Raw genomic sequence first — 14,908 nt, forward strand, 5'->3', positions numbered from 1 at the left:
GCTCACCATTCCTCGATGTCGCTGAAGACGGGCGCTGCGGTGCCGCCATCCGTTAGAGGTTCCATCGGCGGGTGAATCGTAGGGACCGGTGCAGACGCGGCTGAGGTGAGGTGTGTGCGGCGGGCGCGGTTGCGGCGAGCTTTGCGGGTGGCTTTCTTCGAGCGGTCGGTGACCTCGCGCATCTGCTCGATCATCGAAAACAGTGCGCTCTCATCGACGTTCGACCGTCCTTGTTCGCGAAGGCGGGTGATGGCAGCTCTGTGCTCCCACAGTGTCACTGCGGGATGTGACATCGTCCGGTACGGCACCTCGACATACCCGGTGCCGTCGGGTTCGAGGACCCAGATTCTGCTCAGATCGCGGGGGTCACGTCGTATCACGAACCGCCCCAGTTCCTCTCGTCGCGCGACCCACGGTTTGAGCGCGTTCGAGAAGTAGTGCACGTGATCGAGGACGAAGCCCGTGCGCGTCAGACGTCGCCGGATAACGGGAAGGAAGTCGACCAGGAACGCTGTTTCGCCGAGCACCACACGAGGGGCATGACCGGCTGAGGCGACACCGCCGTCCCACATGGCTGCCGGGGTGTTGCCCACCCCTGAATGCACGCTCGCGTGATACTTGGCTATCGCCAGGACCAGCCAGCGCTCCAGCTCGCGCAATGTCAACGCCGCGTGCTTGTTCGAGTCGTAGCTTCCTCGGTCCGCTGGGTTCGAAAAGGTGGTGCCGGGTAGCTCGTGCACAGCCGTCATCGCCGTTCTGATGATGCGTTCGACGATCCCGCCGTAGTGCGGCCGGCCAGGTGGACGGTATTCGAGGGCGATCGCATGCTGGGCGCATCCGCGGCGTAGCGCTTCGCTTTTGAACTCGGCGGCGTTGTCGAGGTATAACCGCTTGGGCTTTCCTGCCATCGGCCATTGCACCTGTTCTGCCAGCTCGCATGCTTCGAGCCACGTCTGCTTCTCGCTGCACACCCGGCCCAGGCACAACCCGGCAGACACGGCCGACGGTGGCTCCAGAGTGACGACGAATCCGAGGATGGTACGGCTGAAGACATCGATGGCTATCGTCAGGTAGGGGCGACCGATCGTTTGACGCTCGTACTCGTCGACGATCATCACATCGACGACGGTGTGGTCGATCTGGACCTGATCGAGAATCCCCGCAACCGTCGGTGGAACGTCGCCGGCGGACTGACGCGGCCGGGCGGCATCGGGTCCCCCGCGTGACCTGGCCACCGACGCCGGATGGAGGGCGGCGATACGCGCGGTGACGGTGTTTCTGGCCGGCACAGGCAGACCCGCACGGTGACAGGCCAGTGCTATACGTCTATGCAGCGCAGCGACACTGAGCTTCTGGCGGTGAAGAAAGTATCGAGTCAGATGGTCGGCGATCACTTCTTCGACGTCAGCGGATACTCGGCTGCGGCCACGCCCACCCGACGAGACCTTCGTCAGAAGATCGGTGACCGTCCCCGTGCCGTCCCTGAGCCTGCCGAGCAACGTGTAAACCTGCCGCCTGGACAGTCCCAGCCGGTGCGCTGCATCATCGGCCGCTTCCGAACGCACCGGATACGTCTTCAACAAGGGAGAGAGCACAGCAAAGCGGGTCTCTGCCTGGGACCACCGCTCCCCCGACGCCGTCAACACTCCGGTCTCTATGACGTCGAGCTTGTCGGGGTCCATCTCAAGCCTCCCTGTCACCGAGAGCCGAACGCGCGACCGTGCAGCGCACTTCTGACATCAGAATGTCAGAAGACAAGTGCACTCACCCACAAAACGCGTGCATAGAGTGAAGTCGTCTTCTGAAACTGACACTCAAATCACGTACGGGGTGTCTCGATAGACGATCGTCGACCAGGACGGCAGCGACGGATTCGTTCCGAGGAAAACTCAGCCTGTGGCAGCAGCCATCACCACATGAGGAGATACCTCGATGAAAGCCGCCTTATGGGCAAAATTTCTTAAAGCCTCGACGAGTTTCTACCACTTGTCGCTGGGGGTCTCCGTGCATACAAGCCTCTCAACAGATACTCCAGTAGATCCTGCTTTCGAATCTGTAGGCCCCGGAAGTCGCGCCTCTGCGCGCCAAATCCATTTCTCCAAGGGGTATAGATCGTATTGAATGGTCGATCAGATTTCAGCCGACCGCTGCTACAAAACCCTGTCCTACATCGACCTTAGACCGTCTCGGAACCCGCACCGACGCTTTTGACAAGCCCCCAAGGATTCACCTGATGCCGCGACCTACCATCCCCCGAAGTGCAGCGGCCACGTCTTCGATGCGCTTATCTACGATAGATCTGGCCTATTCAACTTGTGGGTGAGAAACAGTCTGTTCGACCCGATGCGGGTAACTCGTACACTGGACGCACGGATGCCCGGCCCCAGCACCTGCGCCCAGAAAGAATTGGAACCGGATGCCTCTGACGCAAATTGATTTCGGCATCTGAAAGCGATACGGTCAGTCCGGTGTAAAGGCTCAAACTCCCCGCGCAGGGCAGCAGTCACCAACCATCGGCTGGGACATTTCTTCACAACCGTGGGCGTAGAAAGGTATCGGAACTACCGTGGCGAAAAGAGTATTCACCGAGTTGGTCGACGACATCGACGGCTCGATCATCAACGACGAATCCGGTGAGACGATCGAATTCGCGGTATCGGGCGTCGAATATTCGATCGACTTGAAGTCCAAGAATGCCACCGAATTTCACCGTAAACTCGATTACTACATCGAGCATGCGACACGGGTCGGTGGCCGAAAACGCAGGGCGTCCTCGGCCGCCAAGTCCTCCACTGCGTCGCAGTCGAACTCAGCGGCAGCGAAGCGGGATCCGGCGCAGACACGCGCCATCAGGCAGTGGGCGTCGGACCAGGGGTACGAGATCAACGATCGCGGCCGGATTCCCGCCGACATCGTCGACGCGTTCGACGCAGCCCACTGAACCACGAGCACCGGCCGACTCCCTCGAACCCATCCGGTGCCGATGTGCGGCACGCCGCCTGGCGCGGCTTTCTCCGGCGGTGTCAATGTCGTGGGTCGGGAGTGCTGTTGTGCTGTTCGAGCAGTTCCAGAGTGCGGGTGAGGAGGGCATCGATGCGGTCCTCGACCTCGTCGTACAGCTCGGGTATCTCGGCCAGGGCAGTGTGCGCGCTGCGGCGGGCCGCGACGCCGCTCTCGTAGTACCCGGTATCAAGTGCATGCGAATCCCACTCCGGCCTGGCGGGTTCGACGACATGGCCCGTGTCGTCGTCACTGCGGCCGCGATCGTGGCCACGGAGTCGGATAAGGGTGCGGCGCGGCGGCGCCCCAACGCGGTGCGCCGCGATGACACCGGCGATCGCCGCCGGCGTCATCGCATCGGCGGGCAACGGCAGGTGTCCCCACCGGTCGATCGATACCGCTACCGGAGACTGTCGCCCCGGCCAGCCGGTCGTATCAGGAAACGTGTCTCGGCGTAGATGCTGAAGAATCAGGGCTGTGGAGGGGTAGCGGTCGGCGAAGACCAGCACCTCGTTCCACCGTCGCCACACCTGCGCGGGCCGAAAGCCGGGCACGGCGACGTCGTCGATCCGCACCCGGTGCCTTCCGCCGATCCAGAGACTGTCCTCGTCGTCGACTGTGACGTCGGTGGACCGAAGCTCGGCGATCGCCCGGTAGGACAACCCGGCGGCAGTGAGCAACAGAAGGACAGTGTCGCGGCGCCCGAACAGCGCGTCGGTCGAACCGGTGAACGGTAGATCCGCGGCGGCGGCCGCCAACACCTGCGCGAGGTCGCGTCGGCGCTGCGCCCGAACCGAATCGACGGCCAGCCGCAGCGCGGTCACCAGTCCCGGCTCCGGGTGGCCGGCATCGCGGTGAGCACGGTTGATCGCCGAGACCCGCCGTATCTGGGCCCGGTCACCGGCGGGATTGTCACCGAGGAACTCCGCGAGAGTCACCGGCGTCGCCGGGAGCGGGGTCATGTCTGCGGCGGCGCACCAGTCGGCGAACAGGGCCCACTCGTAACGGTAAGACCTGCCCGCAGAGCATCCGGTCTCGTTGTGCACGCGGCCAACGGTAGCGGGCGTCCAGCATGGATCGTGCGTCGACGCGGAGACAGTAAAATCGTCTCTGTCAGCAAGGTTCGGCCAGGCGATGTCCACGACCTCTGCGGGCATCTGTTTCACTGACGCAGTGAACGATTCGAGAGATCTCACCACACCGACGTTCTCTGTTGGTGACCTCGTACAACTGCGGCGCGGACGCAGCATCGTGGTGACGGGCCGACTCGTCGAGGATTTCGGTGACCATCTCGTACCGGCGGACCGGCTCGGGCGGGACTGGGCATCACCGCAGCGGTGGGCGATCGCCGCCGCGGACGGGACGTTGATGTTCGCCGACGACGACGATCTCACCGCCGCCCCTCACACCACCGCTACCGATGCCGCCACTGCCGGTGATACCGAGTTCGCCGACACACCGTGACGGCCGCGCTGCCCGACAGGGTCGTGAGCGCGCCGACAAGCCCTGGCGCACGAATCCTCCTCGACATACCTGCGGTGCAGCTCGTCCTGGACGGCACCGGGGCGGTGTCGATGTTCGTGGTGCTCGGGGCGATCGCCGGCAACCGCGAGGCCGCCCTCGTCACTGCCGCCCTCACCGCGCTCGTGCTGACATCGCGGTTCCGCCGCCGCGCTGCGGCGACCCGGCCGCGCTATATAACGCGCAGTGCGGCCGAACCGACGCACACGTCCGCCACGCACACTGCGCATCTCCCGAGGACCGGTCAGGCCGATCATGATCGCACCGATCGACCCGCCATGGACCGCCGCGGACACCATCCTCGCAGCGCTGACGGAGGGTGCACGCCGCGCTGCGAACACTTCGTACGTGGTGCCAAGGCCGCCACCTCCGCGCCACAGGACCTGTAGCGCGCGGATCGCCTGACGAATCTCACACCCACCCGCCTCCGACAGGGACAGGTGTGCAGGTAGCCGGCGCATCTGCGGGATCGGTTGGCCGGAGGCTCCGACAACCGTGACGTTTCGGCATCTGCTGTAATGCACGAATGAATTGGTTGTGTCCGGTCACAACGACTGATGGCATCGACGGTGACATCGTCCAACTCCGGCGCGGCGAGCAGAATCGTCCCGGCAGCCGGGACGGACAGGCGATGAGCCCGCCGTGTACTCGATTCTGATTCCGGTCCTCGTCACCGCGTTGGTGATTCTGGTGGTGTCACTGGCCGGGCTTGCCGCCTTCGCGGTGGCTGCACTAGTGCAGGCAGTGCGAGGACGGTCGATCACGGCGCGTTCAGCTCACGGGACATCCGAAAACACCAGGCGGGACCGGTCTCGACGATGAGCGCATCCGGCAACGCACCAGAGGTACCCGCCGCCATCCCAGGCGATCATAAGGTGACCGCGGCAACCGTGCCGCCCGCCGGACCACGGTGGGACATGCGCACCAGGATGGTCATCGTCAGCGCGTCCGGGGCCCTCCCGATGTTGATCATCGCCGTGATCTCCCCGACGTTCCTCAAACCCGGCGCACTACCGGTGCTCAGCCTGATCACCTTCTTCACCGCGGTGACCGTGCTCATCGCGGCGGCAGTGGGAAGGCTCACCGATCGGCAGTTCACCGTGCTCGGCGCCGGCGGAATGCTCGGCGTTGCCACCTCGGCCTACGTGATCGCCGACCCGGCAGCGACCCGGTCGGTCACCGCGATGCTCGCCATCGTGCCCGCTATCGCAGCATCGGGGTCCCCGCCGCGGGTCACCACCAGCCTGACGGCGCTCTCGGTCGTCATGGCCACGATCGTCACCGCCACCGATCTCGCCGCGACCGGGCCCCTGGTCTCTCTCATCGCCATCGGTGCCGCTGTGACCACCGTCCTGATACCGGTGACGGTGATCAGCGGTCTCGCCCGCTCACTGCGTACGGTCAATCTCGAATTGCAGGCCCTCGCCGATACCGATCCCCTCACCGGTCTGCTGAATCGGCGCGGCATGCTCGCCCCCACCCGGGCATTGCTCGACGCCGTGCATCGCCGCGGAACCGGGATCCGCGCTGCGGTGATCGACATCGATCACTTCAAACAGGTCAACGACACCCTCGGCCACACCGGTGGCGACCGAGTCCTCATCGCCGTGGCGAACACGATCGGCGCTGTCCTGGGTGATTTCGCTCCGCTCGATTCTGTGCTCGCCCGGATCGGCGGCGAAGAATTTCTTGTCCTCGTCCCTGCCGACCTCGATCAGGCGCTTGAGCGCCGCATCCTGGGTCGTGTTCGCGCCGACACCGCCGTCACTGCCAGCATCGGAACCGTCACCGCCGCACTATCTCCCGTTGCCGACGGGTCGATGCAGCCGCCGCCATCGGGCCGCCGGCAGCCGGACATGCAACTCTGCGAGCCGAACGAAGGATCACTCGACCCTGTGGAAACCGTCATCGACATCGTCGGCCGCACCGCCGACGGGGCGCTCTACCACGCGAAAACCGGTGGCCGCGACCGCGCATACACGGCAGATCCCGTGGTGGTCACCTGGCCCCCTGCCGCGCCGCGTACCGCAGGCACTCGCCGGCGCGGACTGGCATCGCCGCTGCTGGCGGGCACAGGCGCACCTGCGGCTGATCTCGCTCACGACGGCGAAGACGACGACGTCCGGTTCGATCGGCTACAACCATGACCTCGACGAACTGGCAGAATCAGCCGACGGCTCCGTATCGTCGACCTGGATCCGACCGTCTGCAGCGCACCCTCGAACGCACCCGGATTCTCCACGTGTGCGCCGACGCCATCGTCACCCGAGGCTACGGCGCAGTCACCATGAACATGGTGCAGCACGAGAGCGGACTGGCCCGCGACCAGCTGTACCGGTTGTTTCCCAACAAGAACGAGCTCCTCGCCGAGGTGTATCGGCGCGGGCACCACCACGCAGGCGCACTCTGCAGACCAGCGTCATCCACAACTGCTTCACACACATCCGCGCCGCGCACGACATCACCGAAGACGACATCGCCGAGCACGACACTGCGAGATCTTGATTCGTCGACCGGTCTCGGCGCCGGGGCGGGAGTGCCGATCGGCGCCGGCCTCGACCGTGTCCGTGCGTTCGCGCACGCAGCCATCGAATCAGCGGTATCGAACCCGCTGGTCCAGGCCATGCATGCTCTCGAAGTGTCGCCGGTCGCGGCGGCGACCGGCCTGCCCAGTATCTATCAGGTGTGGGAGCACTGGCTGGCCCATGCTCTGGTCGCCGCACTCCAGGCCGATGCCGTGCCATCCGCAGGAACAGGAACAGGAACCGGGACGGGGACGGGCGATGCTTGGATGACGCAGGGGTCGGACATGGCCGGGGTAGTGGTCGATGCGCTCGCTGGGATCATCGCCGCGACGCGGCGCGATGGCCAGGACTCCAACGGCAAAGCTGCTCGCAGCATCGATCTGGTGATGCGGTCGATGGAATCTGGCCTGCGCCCGCTGCATGTGCCGCACGAGCGGCGAGGATTCGTGACGGCACCGCGAGTGTGACCCACCTGGGCTGCATCGGGCCGTCCGGAGTAAGTCCACGAACGCGGCCGCACGTCAGGCGGTGGATGCAGCCTGGGGTGTTCGGGATCGGTAGCGTGCTGCGGTGTCCGGGGTGGTCATTGCTACCACAACCGCGTCGGACGCTTCGTGGAACCGGCCTCGCAGTGCGATAGGGTCGTCGGTGATGTCGGCCATGATGCCGCACCCGGCGAGCATGCTGCCCATAGCGGCAACGAACCGCGGGGGACCGAACGGCGCGGTGAAACATCCCGCGTGCTCGGCGGCGTGGGCGAGTTCGTGGGCCACTGTCTCCCAGCCCTGGCTCGCGTGGGTCGCGGTGTCGGAGGGAAAGTCCGGATCGATCCCGAGCCGCAGCTCCGCGCGCAGGACACGCTCTTCAGCGATGGCGGCGGTGAGCTCGCCGATCAGGCCGGCGAGTGCGTTCACTGGATCCTGCGGTGTCGTGCGCCACGGCTCGGCGATGGCGGTGTAGCGGTGCGCGGCTGCATCGACGACAGCAACGGCAAGATCATGCTTGGAATGGAAGTGGAAATACATCGCACCTTTGGTGCGGCCGCTCGCTTCGAGGATCGCGTTCACCGATGCACCGCCGAAGCCGCGACGTGAGAATTCAGCTGCAGCGGCCTCGACGATCACCTCACGAGTGATGCGGGCACGACGCTGCTGAGGGACACGGACGTCAGCGTGTACTGGTGCCATGGCCGGTCTCTCCTGTCCTACGAATGAAACTCCAGGCTACCGAGCCCCGCCGCGCCGTCATCGGATCGACGTCCGGCCCCGCCGTACAGGGTGATCACCTCACCTGTGCATCACAATCGGTCGAGCTACCGCCGCTGAGGGTAGTCGGTGTCCACGTTGGGTCGATACTCGTACGATGAGGTGCTGGGGGAATGCAGCGATACCACGCACACCGTCGGCGTCGCCACAGTAACGGTGCCGTTCGCGGCGGTAGCGCGCCGGGAGCATGTCGAGAGCACTTCGTGGCGCGTCTGCACCGACGGTCACGTCCCCGATACTGGCCGAGAGTTGCCGCGCGAAGTAGGTGCGGCGGTAATCGTTGCTCGGTGACAGCACGTCGCCGCGTCCCCGTCGCCTGTCGCCGCCTTGGTGTGGACTTGTTGTCGAACCGTTCCTCGCCCGATGCGCCTCATTTTTTGGGTGGGACCAATAGGCATCTACAGGACGGAAGGATGTCCCAGCTGTTCTGTTTGCTCCAGCGGCTAGGGGCGCGCCACATCACGGAGAGCATCCGCGAGGTCATCGGCCGTGGGCAGCGACGGACGGATGTCATCTGGAAGCGCCCCGTAGGTGGTGTAGGTGCTCACCGCCAGAGGTGATCCGATCCCCCGTAGGGCGTACTCGACGACGATGTCGTCTCGGGTGGCGGCCAACAAGATGCCGATGGTCGCTCCGTCGCCGTGTTCCGGTCTGCGGAGTTGATCATCGACAGCGTTGACATAGAAATTCAGTTTGCCGATGTGTTCGGGTTCTGCCTGACCTACCTTCAGTTCGAACACCACGAACCTACGCAGTCCCAGGTGGAAGAACAGCAGGTCCAAGAAATAGTCTCGATCACCGGTGGTGATCTTGTATTGGCGTCCCACGAACGCGAACCCGGCTCCGAGTTCGCTCAGAAAGTGCGTGAGGCGACCGATCAGGGCGTCTTCGAGTTCGCGTTCACTGTGCGTGGAGTCGAGGTTGAGGAAGTCGAGGTTGTACGGGTCCTGGAGAATGCTCTGGGCCAGATCGGATTCGTGCGCGGCCAGCGTGGCAGGGAAGTTATTGGGTGCGTTCCCGGACCGCAGGTGTCGCCCTGACGTGATGTGATGGGTCAACGTAGCTCGCGACCACCCATGATGCGCGGCCTGCTCGACGTACCAGTTGCGCGCCTCAGCGTCTGGGACCCGGTCGAGCAAGACGGTCACATGGCCCCACGGCAATTGCGCAACAGGGTGTTGCGCACTTGGTTCGGAAAATCGGCCGGCGAAAGTGCGCATGTACACGAGGTTCCGCTGTGAGAGTCCGCGCATGTGGGGAAACTCGGTCCGTAGATCGTCGGCGAGGCGGGCGATGACCTTCGTACCCCACCCCTCATGGGCCTGGCGCTGCCGGATCGACGCACCGATTCGCCAGTACAGCGTGATGAGCTCGGAGTTGACTACCCGTGCGGCCTGTACGCGGGCGTGGCGAACCTGCGTCTTGATCTGTTCGAGCAGGTCGCCGTATCCAGTGGGCTCGACCCGATCCTCACGTGCACTCATCGGTTCAATACTCGCACGAGAAACTGTGGCGGTGCCGTCTCGCCAACTCTCAGACCAGGGGCACGTGCTGTCAGAACCGTCATGCAGGTGAGTGGCCGTGTGACGTGCGCCGCCACACGTCGCTGAGCTGCAGCGAGTGACCAACACTGACACGAAACGCAGTTACCGCACCGTCAAGACATGTTGACGACTGACGGCTAGGGCTGCGAGTGCGACCAGTTGGCGAAAGAAATCTGGTCGGGACTATCGGCGAAGTATGGCTGAAAGGCCGTGTCAACCGGCTCGTCGCAACTTCTGTGGCTTGGTGGCCCTCTGACCTGCCATCGAGTCGACTTGGTAGCGAATGGCGCCAAGAAGAAACCAAATCCTCGCTCCCAGGTGCGCGGCGGCGGTGAATGTAGCAATAGTCAACGCAACGAGTATCGGCCCGTCGCTGACCAGCAGCTGGGCAAAGACGACAGCAGTCAGTGACACCGAGACGTACGCTGCAGCGGTGGCCGACCGGGCGAATCCGTATCCCGCGACCATTGGGTCCGAACCGACGTAGGAACCATCCAAGTCCGTTGCGGCTAGATCTTTGACACGGGTCACGCTGAGCGTACACAGAGCGAGCAGGACGCCGGATATAATCGAGGCCCCAGACAAAAGAGTCGACGTCTCGACTTCCGGCTGTGCCGAGGCTGCATAGCCCAGCACGAATGCGGGAAATACGAACGCTGCGAGAAACCGCGTTCTCGTCAGGACTCCGTCCTTGGGACGGCCGAGTCCTTGGATCGCCCATCGCGTCAGCGCGACGTACGACCTACCCGGTTGTTTCTGGGTCCACGTTGTCATCGCTGTAGATCCGAACTGCCGGCGCGTCTACCGGATGCGTCCATCTGCCAGCCTCCCAGTGTGGTGGGAGAGTGACCCCGCCTGCCGTAGCTAAGTCTTTCACCGCTGTACGACACTCTTGAGCGAACTGGTCGCTACCAAGGTCTAGACCTCCCGAATTCTCGATCACGAACGTCTGCTGAGCATCAAGTCCTTCGAAGACAATGGTCCTCTCTATACCGTCGTCGTTCAAGACCGTTGCCTTGATCTCGTGGACGTCGTCGCGGAGTCGGATCTTGACACGGTCATCGCTCAGATCATCCGCTTCGAGGGGTAGTGCGATCTCAACGAGGCCTTGCGGGGTGAGGTTGCGCGTGAACGCCCGACGCAACTCTCTGAGCCGGCGTCCCTCCGCTTTGCTTTGCACGGGGTGAAAGATCCGTTTCTGAACTTCGACCATCCCTCGAGAAAATCCTTCCGCTCCCTTGTTCGCTGGAGTGGTCTCGGCTGACCTTAACGCTACCTCGAATCTGAGCAGGCGCTCTTCGGTCGAGTTCTCGACCTGGTTCCATAGAGACGCATCGCGGATGGTGCTGAGAACCAGTCGATAGCCTGGATAAGTACGACTAAAGACCCTGGTCAGCTCTGTACGCCATTCGCTCGGCAAGGTATAACGGCCGTCTTTCTCGATCAAAAGCCAGCCCTGGTTGCTGTTCTTGGGAACGATGGCCATCACCCAGAAGGGAGCCCACTCGATTCCGCTCCGGTCACGAGTTCGCCTACGTCCAGTCTTCTTTAACTTAATCGTCGACGATCGCCCAGACTCTCCTCCATCCATACGCCACAGAAGAGTTCTACCTCCACGAGTCACGTCCGTCGGCTGGCCAAAATGCCGCGTGTCACGTTCGATCAGTTCATCTGCCGGCAGTGCCGATACGAAAGCACTCATGAAATGGAGCAGGTCGGCGCCGGCACTGTTGAAGTTGGCTACGAAGGGTTCCCCCTCTGGGTCCGCCTGAGCGAACCGTTTGTCGAGCTCTACTCGCAGTGAGTATGGAACCAGGCGTTTGTCGGCTGCCCAACGTGCCAATCTACTTTCCCTTCGTATGCCCCGCGGGTCACTATGTACCAGTCGGGACGGGGCGTGCTTTTGGTTCAGATTCGACAGTGTTCGAGTTCAATTACGTCGGTCTGACAAGTTGATCACCTCAGCGACGCCGGCTTGGACTTCGCTCGATTTCTCGATCCACGACGAGATTAGATCAGCCGATACACCGGTATCGTGGGAGGCTTTGGCTGCGTAGCTACGCCCGTACGCGCGTTGAAGTGCCTGGTCGAGCAGTAACGGTCTTTCTTGGGGCACTGGCACAGGTTCGCCATTGCGGCGCCAGCCAGCGGATGACCACTGAATATATAGCATTTTCGCTCGATGATCGCTGATGAGACCAAGATCGTGAGCGCGATGGATTATGGCGCCAACAGACAATCCGAATTCAGCCTTGATTTTCAAATAGCCATGGAGAGTGAGTGTTTCGCTGACTTGCTTCTTCGCGATCCCCGGAGGAAGTAACAACGCGCCGGCAAACCTGTTGGCGCGCAGTTCGCGCGGATCACGAATCAGAGTCAATCCTCGGTCGAGATCTCGATCTGCCATGACGTGAAACAGTTCGTGTGCGAGCGTGAACCGCTGTTCCGCCCCGGGCAGTTGGCACGCAAGCGCGATCAGAGGACGCGTTGATATGCGGCTTGGTCGCGAGGCGCCAGCATGTGCGTTGTCGGCGTGTCCGTCGGGATCCAGGGTGTGAACGACTCCGACGCCCAGCCTTTCTATCAGGCGTGTCGTGTTGGTGATCGGTGCATCGGGTGGAGAACCCGCTATAGATCGAACGGTTGCCGCCACGTCTTCCGGATCCTCATGCGACTCAACGCTTGGGAGTTTGCTGACGTGATATCCGGAACGATCCGACACATGCCTGAAGAGTCGGGATGCCTCGGTATAGAGAGCCACGACCCGCTTCTCGTCACGAACTTTGGCCGTAGACGTTTTCTTGAAGGTCACTGGTCCTACGTCTTCAGGCGCCAACCGGACGTAGAAGAATGACTGCGGAACCCTAAACTCCGAGCTCGCACTTTGCACAAGGCTTGCTGGAAACGCCTTCGTGCCCTTGGCGACGTGGGAAAGAAACCCGCCAGAGACTCCCAATCGTGTCGCAAGTTCGCCCTGGGTGAGACCGCGTAAGTGCTGCAACGTCAGCAGGCGTTCGCCGTTGGGTGCGTCACCCACCATCGTTCTCCTCAGCGATTTCGATCGTGAACAGGTCGCCCGACTCGTCCGATCCGCGGAACGCCAGATGATCGAAAATCGAGCCACCGGGTCGAAGTTCGATCTCCATGTCGCACGTCGCACCGTGCCTGTGCGTACCAGAATCGATCGTATGGACGAGGCGAAGTGTGAATCCAAGTTCGGGATCGTGAGCGTTCTTCAACGCCCAGAGAAGAAGAAATGTCGCGGGTTGCCCAGACGCCCGAGAAGAGGGTTCGACCGCCGGATCAGGGTCGAAGGGTAGATGTAGCTGGTTCCATGCACGTTGCCGCGCTCGGCTGGGACCCGCGTGCGGTACGCCGCCGGCGTTACCTCGGTTTTCTTTCAAAAAGCGGAATACGAGAGCATTTTCGTCGTTAACCAAGGTTAATTGTGCCATCTGACGGGGGTCGCCCCCGACTGTCCATCCGTCGAGTAGAGAGCGGGTTTCAAGGTCTTCGCGCAGTTCGGCTCTGACTAGGCCAGAGAACTGCGTTGGATACTTCGTGAGGTCCAGACCATGCATGCGTGTCCGTGCACCGTGGATAGCCGACGACATTGCCTCGTGCATAGTGGGCGCGAGTAGCGCGGTCTGCGTGGCGACGAACGATCTAACTGGGTCGATCGAGGTCATGTGCGCTCCCTTAACGGACAATGGTCAAATTTTGCCTTTAAAAGTAACCCTATAGACCCGGTCTTGTCCAACTCTGGCTTCCAGCGCCCGGGTAGCAACGCAGTCGCGCGAGGGGCTTGGTTGACCGTCAGAGTCCAATTTCGGTGACTGCGTTTCCGACGAGTGGGGCATGTTCGCGGCGGTACACCTCTACTGAGTCGAGGCTGGCGTGACCGGTCTGCCGAGCGATCGCGGATCCGTCGGCGCCGTTGCGGGTGCCCTGGGTGACAAAGCCTGCGCGCAAGGAGTGCCCACCGAGTTTGGCGAGTGCAGTGGGGTCGTAGCCGGCGTGCTCGGCGCGACGGCGGATGGTCTGGTGGATCGCAGCCCCGGACAGCGGTGAGGTGCCTAGATTGCCGTTCTTCGCGACGGCCCGCAGTAGCGGTGCGCGGGCGGCGGTGCGGGGCACTCCCCCACGGCACACGTGCCCGGTGAACTGTTCTCGCCTGCGGAGTACGCGGATCACTGACGGCCGTCCGCCGGCATCGAATGCCGCAACGACCTGTACCCAGCGGACATAGGCGCAGGGTGGGCAGGTCTCGTGTGAGTCGGTGTACGGCAGGGCTTTGACCGCTCCCCTGCCTTCTTGGTCTGTCTTCGACTTCCGTAGCCGCACGTGCAGTCCGTCGTGGCGGTGCACGGTGACGTCGCCACAGACGAGGTCGGACAGCTCGCTGCGGCGGAAGGCGCCCGCGAAGCCGAGCAGCAGGATCGCAGAGTCACGGCGTTCGAGCACCTCATCGGCCCATCCCCGGCACCGTTCCCGTGCCGTCGATACGAGGACCTTGATGTCGTCCACTAACAACGGATCCCGCGCGGTGCGGGGCCGGTCCCCCGCCGCGGCGTACTCACGCCGGATCCCGGACAAGGTGGCGGTAACTAGCTCATGGGCTGACGGGGACAGGTGGCCGGTGGTGCGGTGTTGATGGTTGATCGCCGCGATCCAAGTACCGAATGTTGCAACAGCGTAGGCCCGCTCCCCCGCCTCGGTGCGGGTGTCGGCGGCGTCGACGAGATACGCGGCGACAGTGACCGGGTGCGCCGGCAACGCGCCATGCCCCTCCCGCTCGCACCAACCGACGAAGCGTCGCCATCCTGCGGCGTAGGTGCGCCGGGTGCCCTCGGACCGAGACGACTCGACTGCTTTCGCAATTCGCGCGGCCACCGCCGGTGGGATCTTGGGCTCCACAGCCGTTGACGCGAGCCCTGCAGCGCCGTCCGGAGTGCTTACCGCAGATGTCCGGGCTGGTCGAATGTCCATACGGGCAGCCTAGTGCAGGTCACCGACGGTCCCCCAGCGCAAAACTGTGCTGAACTGGCGGTTT

The 14,908-nt window shown here is 63.2% G+C and carries 14 protein-coding genes; 5 read left to right on the plus strand and 9 right to left on the minus strand.

Annotated elements, in window-relative coordinates:
- Nucleotides 1-2: 2 nt before the first annotated feature.
- Nucleotides 3-1,682 carry a Mu transposase C-terminal domain-containing protein gene (locus tag ACFULT_RS22560; protein WP_378482555.1) on the minus strand — a complete coding sequence of 560 codons (1,680 nt, stop codon included), beginning with the start codon at nt 1,680-1,682 and terminating at the stop codon, nt 3-5.
- Between the two features lie 884 nt (nt 1,683-2,566).
- Between ACFULT_RS22560 and ACFULT_RS22565 the strand changes: the two genes are divergently transcribed.
- Nucleotides 2,567-2,941 (plus strand): Lsr2 family protein, encoded by a 375-nt coding sequence (locus tag ACFULT_RS22565; protein WP_378482556.1) that lies wholly within the window; start codon nt 2,567-2,569, stop codon nt 2,939-2,941.
- 82 nt (nt 2,942-3,023) lie between these two features.
- On the opposite strand, the gene ACFULT_RS22570 is transcribed toward ACFULT_RS22565, so the two are convergent.
- On the minus strand, nt 3,024-4,046 hold the full coding sequence (locus tag ACFULT_RS22570) for a hypothetical protein (protein WP_378482557.1): 1,023 nt from the start codon (nt 4,044-4,046) through the stop codon (nt 3,024-3,026).
- Between the two features lie 127 nt (nt 4,047-4,173).
- On the opposite strand from ACFULT_RS22570, the gene ACFULT_RS22575 reads away from it, so the two are divergent.
- The 4 genes from ACFULT_RS22575 (at nt 4,174) to ACFULT_RS22590 (ending at nt 7,513) form a co-directional block, all read left to right on the plus strand.
- Entirely contained in the window at nt 4,174-4,464 is a 291-nt protein-coding gene (locus ACFULT_RS22575; protein ID WP_378482558.1) for a hypothetical protein, read from the plus strand.
- 23 nt (nt 4,465-4,487) lie between these two features.
- On the plus strand, nt 4,488-4,910 hold the full coding sequence (locus ACFULT_RS22580; RefSeq protein WP_378482559.1) for a hypothetical protein: 423 nt from the start codon (nt 4,488-4,490) through the stop codon (nt 4,908-4,910).
- 486 nt (nt 4,911-5,396) lie between these two features.
- Nucleotides 5,397-6,668, plus strand: coding sequence for a GGDEF domain-containing protein (locus ACFULT_RS22585; protein WP_378482560.1), 1,272 nt, complete (start codon nt 5,397-5,399; stop codon nt 6,666-6,668).
- Nucleotides 6,665-7,513 carry a TetR/AcrR family transcriptional regulator gene (locus tag ACFULT_RS22590; RefSeq protein WP_378482561.1) on the plus strand — a complete coding sequence of 283 codons (849 nt, stop codon included), beginning with the start codon at nt 6,665-6,667 and terminating at the stop codon, nt 7,511-7,513. The genes ACFULT_RS22585 and ACFULT_RS22590 overlap by 4 nt, the downstream gene beginning before the upstream one ends.
- Before the next feature lie 54 nt (nt 7,514-7,567).
- Here ACFULT_RS22590 and ACFULT_RS22595 read toward each other — a convergent pair whose 3' ends face one another.
- The 7 genes from ACFULT_RS22595 to ACFULT_RS22625 all read right to left on the minus strand — a co-directional run bounded on the left by ACFULT_RS22595 (nt 7,568) and on the right by ACFULT_RS22625 (nt 14,844).
- On the minus strand, nt 7,568-8,233 hold the full coding sequence (locus tag ACFULT_RS22595; RefSeq protein WP_378482562.1) for a TetR family transcriptional regulator: 666 nt from the start codon (nt 8,231-8,233) through the stop codon (nt 7,568-7,570).
- 521 nt (nt 8,234-8,754) lie between these two features.
- Nucleotides 8,755-9,795, minus strand: coding sequence for a YhcG family protein (locus ACFULT_RS22600; protein WP_378482563.1), 1,041 nt, complete (start codon nt 9,793-9,795; stop codon nt 8,755-8,757).
- 273 nt (nt 9,796-10,068) lie between these two features.
- On the minus strand, nt 10,069-10,629 hold the full coding sequence (locus ACFULT_RS22605) for a hypothetical protein (RefSeq protein WP_378482564.1): 561 nt from the start codon (nt 10,627-10,629) through the stop codon (nt 10,069-10,071).
- Nucleotides 10,598-11,341 carry a hypothetical protein gene (locus ACFULT_RS22610; RefSeq protein ID WP_378482565.1) on the minus strand — a complete coding sequence of 248 codons (744 nt, stop codon included), beginning with the start codon at nt 11,339-11,341 and terminating at the stop codon, nt 10,598-10,600. The genes ACFULT_RS22605 and ACFULT_RS22610 overlap by 32 nt, the downstream gene beginning before the upstream one ends.
- Before the next feature lie 444 nt (nt 11,342-11,785).
- Nucleotides 11,786-12,895, minus strand: coding sequence for an XRE family transcriptional regulator (locus tag ACFULT_RS22615; protein WP_378482566.1), 1,110 nt, complete (start codon nt 12,893-12,895; stop codon nt 11,786-11,788).
- A complete protein-coding gene (locus ACFULT_RS22620; RefSeq protein WP_378482567.1) occupies nt 12,885-13,544 on the minus strand; it encodes a hypothetical protein in 660 nt (219 codons plus the stop codon). The genes ACFULT_RS22615 and ACFULT_RS22620 overlap by 11 nt, the downstream gene beginning before the upstream one ends.
- Before the next feature lie 127 nt (nt 13,545-13,671).
- A complete protein-coding gene (locus tag ACFULT_RS22625) occupies nt 13,672-14,844 on the minus strand; it encodes a tyrosine-type recombinase/integrase (protein ID WP_378482568.1) in 1,173 nt (390 codons plus the stop codon).
- Between the last annotated feature and the right edge of the window lie 64 nt (nt 14,845-14,908).

The organism is Rhodococcus sp. NPDC057297, assembly GCF_042667435.1.
Taxonomy (GTDB): Bacteria; Actinomycetota; Actinomycetes; order Mycobacteriales; family Mycobacteriaceae; genus Rhodococcoides.

Bases quoted from the DNA above. Each gene is read 5' to 3' on its own strand.
- ACFULT_RS22605 (WP_378482564.1), bottom strand. From the start codon at position 10,629: ATGACAACGTGGACCCAGAAACAACCGGGTAGGTCGTACGTCGCGCTG.
- ACFULT_RS22625 (WP_378482568.1), bottom strand. From the start codon at position 14,844: ATGGACATTCGACCAGCCCGGACATCTGCGGTAAGCACTCCGGACGGC.
- ACFULT_RS22560 (WP_378482555.1), bottom strand. From the start codon at position 1,682: ATGGACCCCGACAAGCTCGACGTCATAGAGACCGGAGTGTTGACGGCG.
- ACFULT_RS22595 (WP_378482562.1), bottom strand. From the start codon at position 8,233: ATGGCACCAGTACACGCTGACGTCCGTGTCCCTCAGCAGCGTCGTGCC.
- ACFULT_RS22620 (WP_378482567.1), bottom strand. From the start codon at position 13,544: ATGACCTCGATCGACCCAGTTAGATCGTTCGTCGCCACGCAGACCGCG.
- ACFULT_RS22610 (WP_378482565.1), bottom strand. From the start codon at position 11,341: ATGGCCATCGTTCCCAAGAACAGCAACCAGGGCTGGCTTTTGATCGAG.
- ACFULT_RS22615 (WP_378482566.1), bottom strand. From the start codon at position 12,895: ATGGTGGGTGACGCACCCAACGGCGAACGCCTGCTGACGTTGCAGCAC.
- ACFULT_RS22600 (WP_378482563.1), bottom strand. From the start codon at position 9,795: ATGAGTGCACGTGAGGATCGGGTCGAGCCCACTGGATACGGCGACCTG.
- ACFULT_RS22590 (WP_378482561.1), top strand. From the start codon at position 6,665: ATGACCTCGACGAACTGGCAGAATCAGCCGACGGCTCCGTATCGTCGA.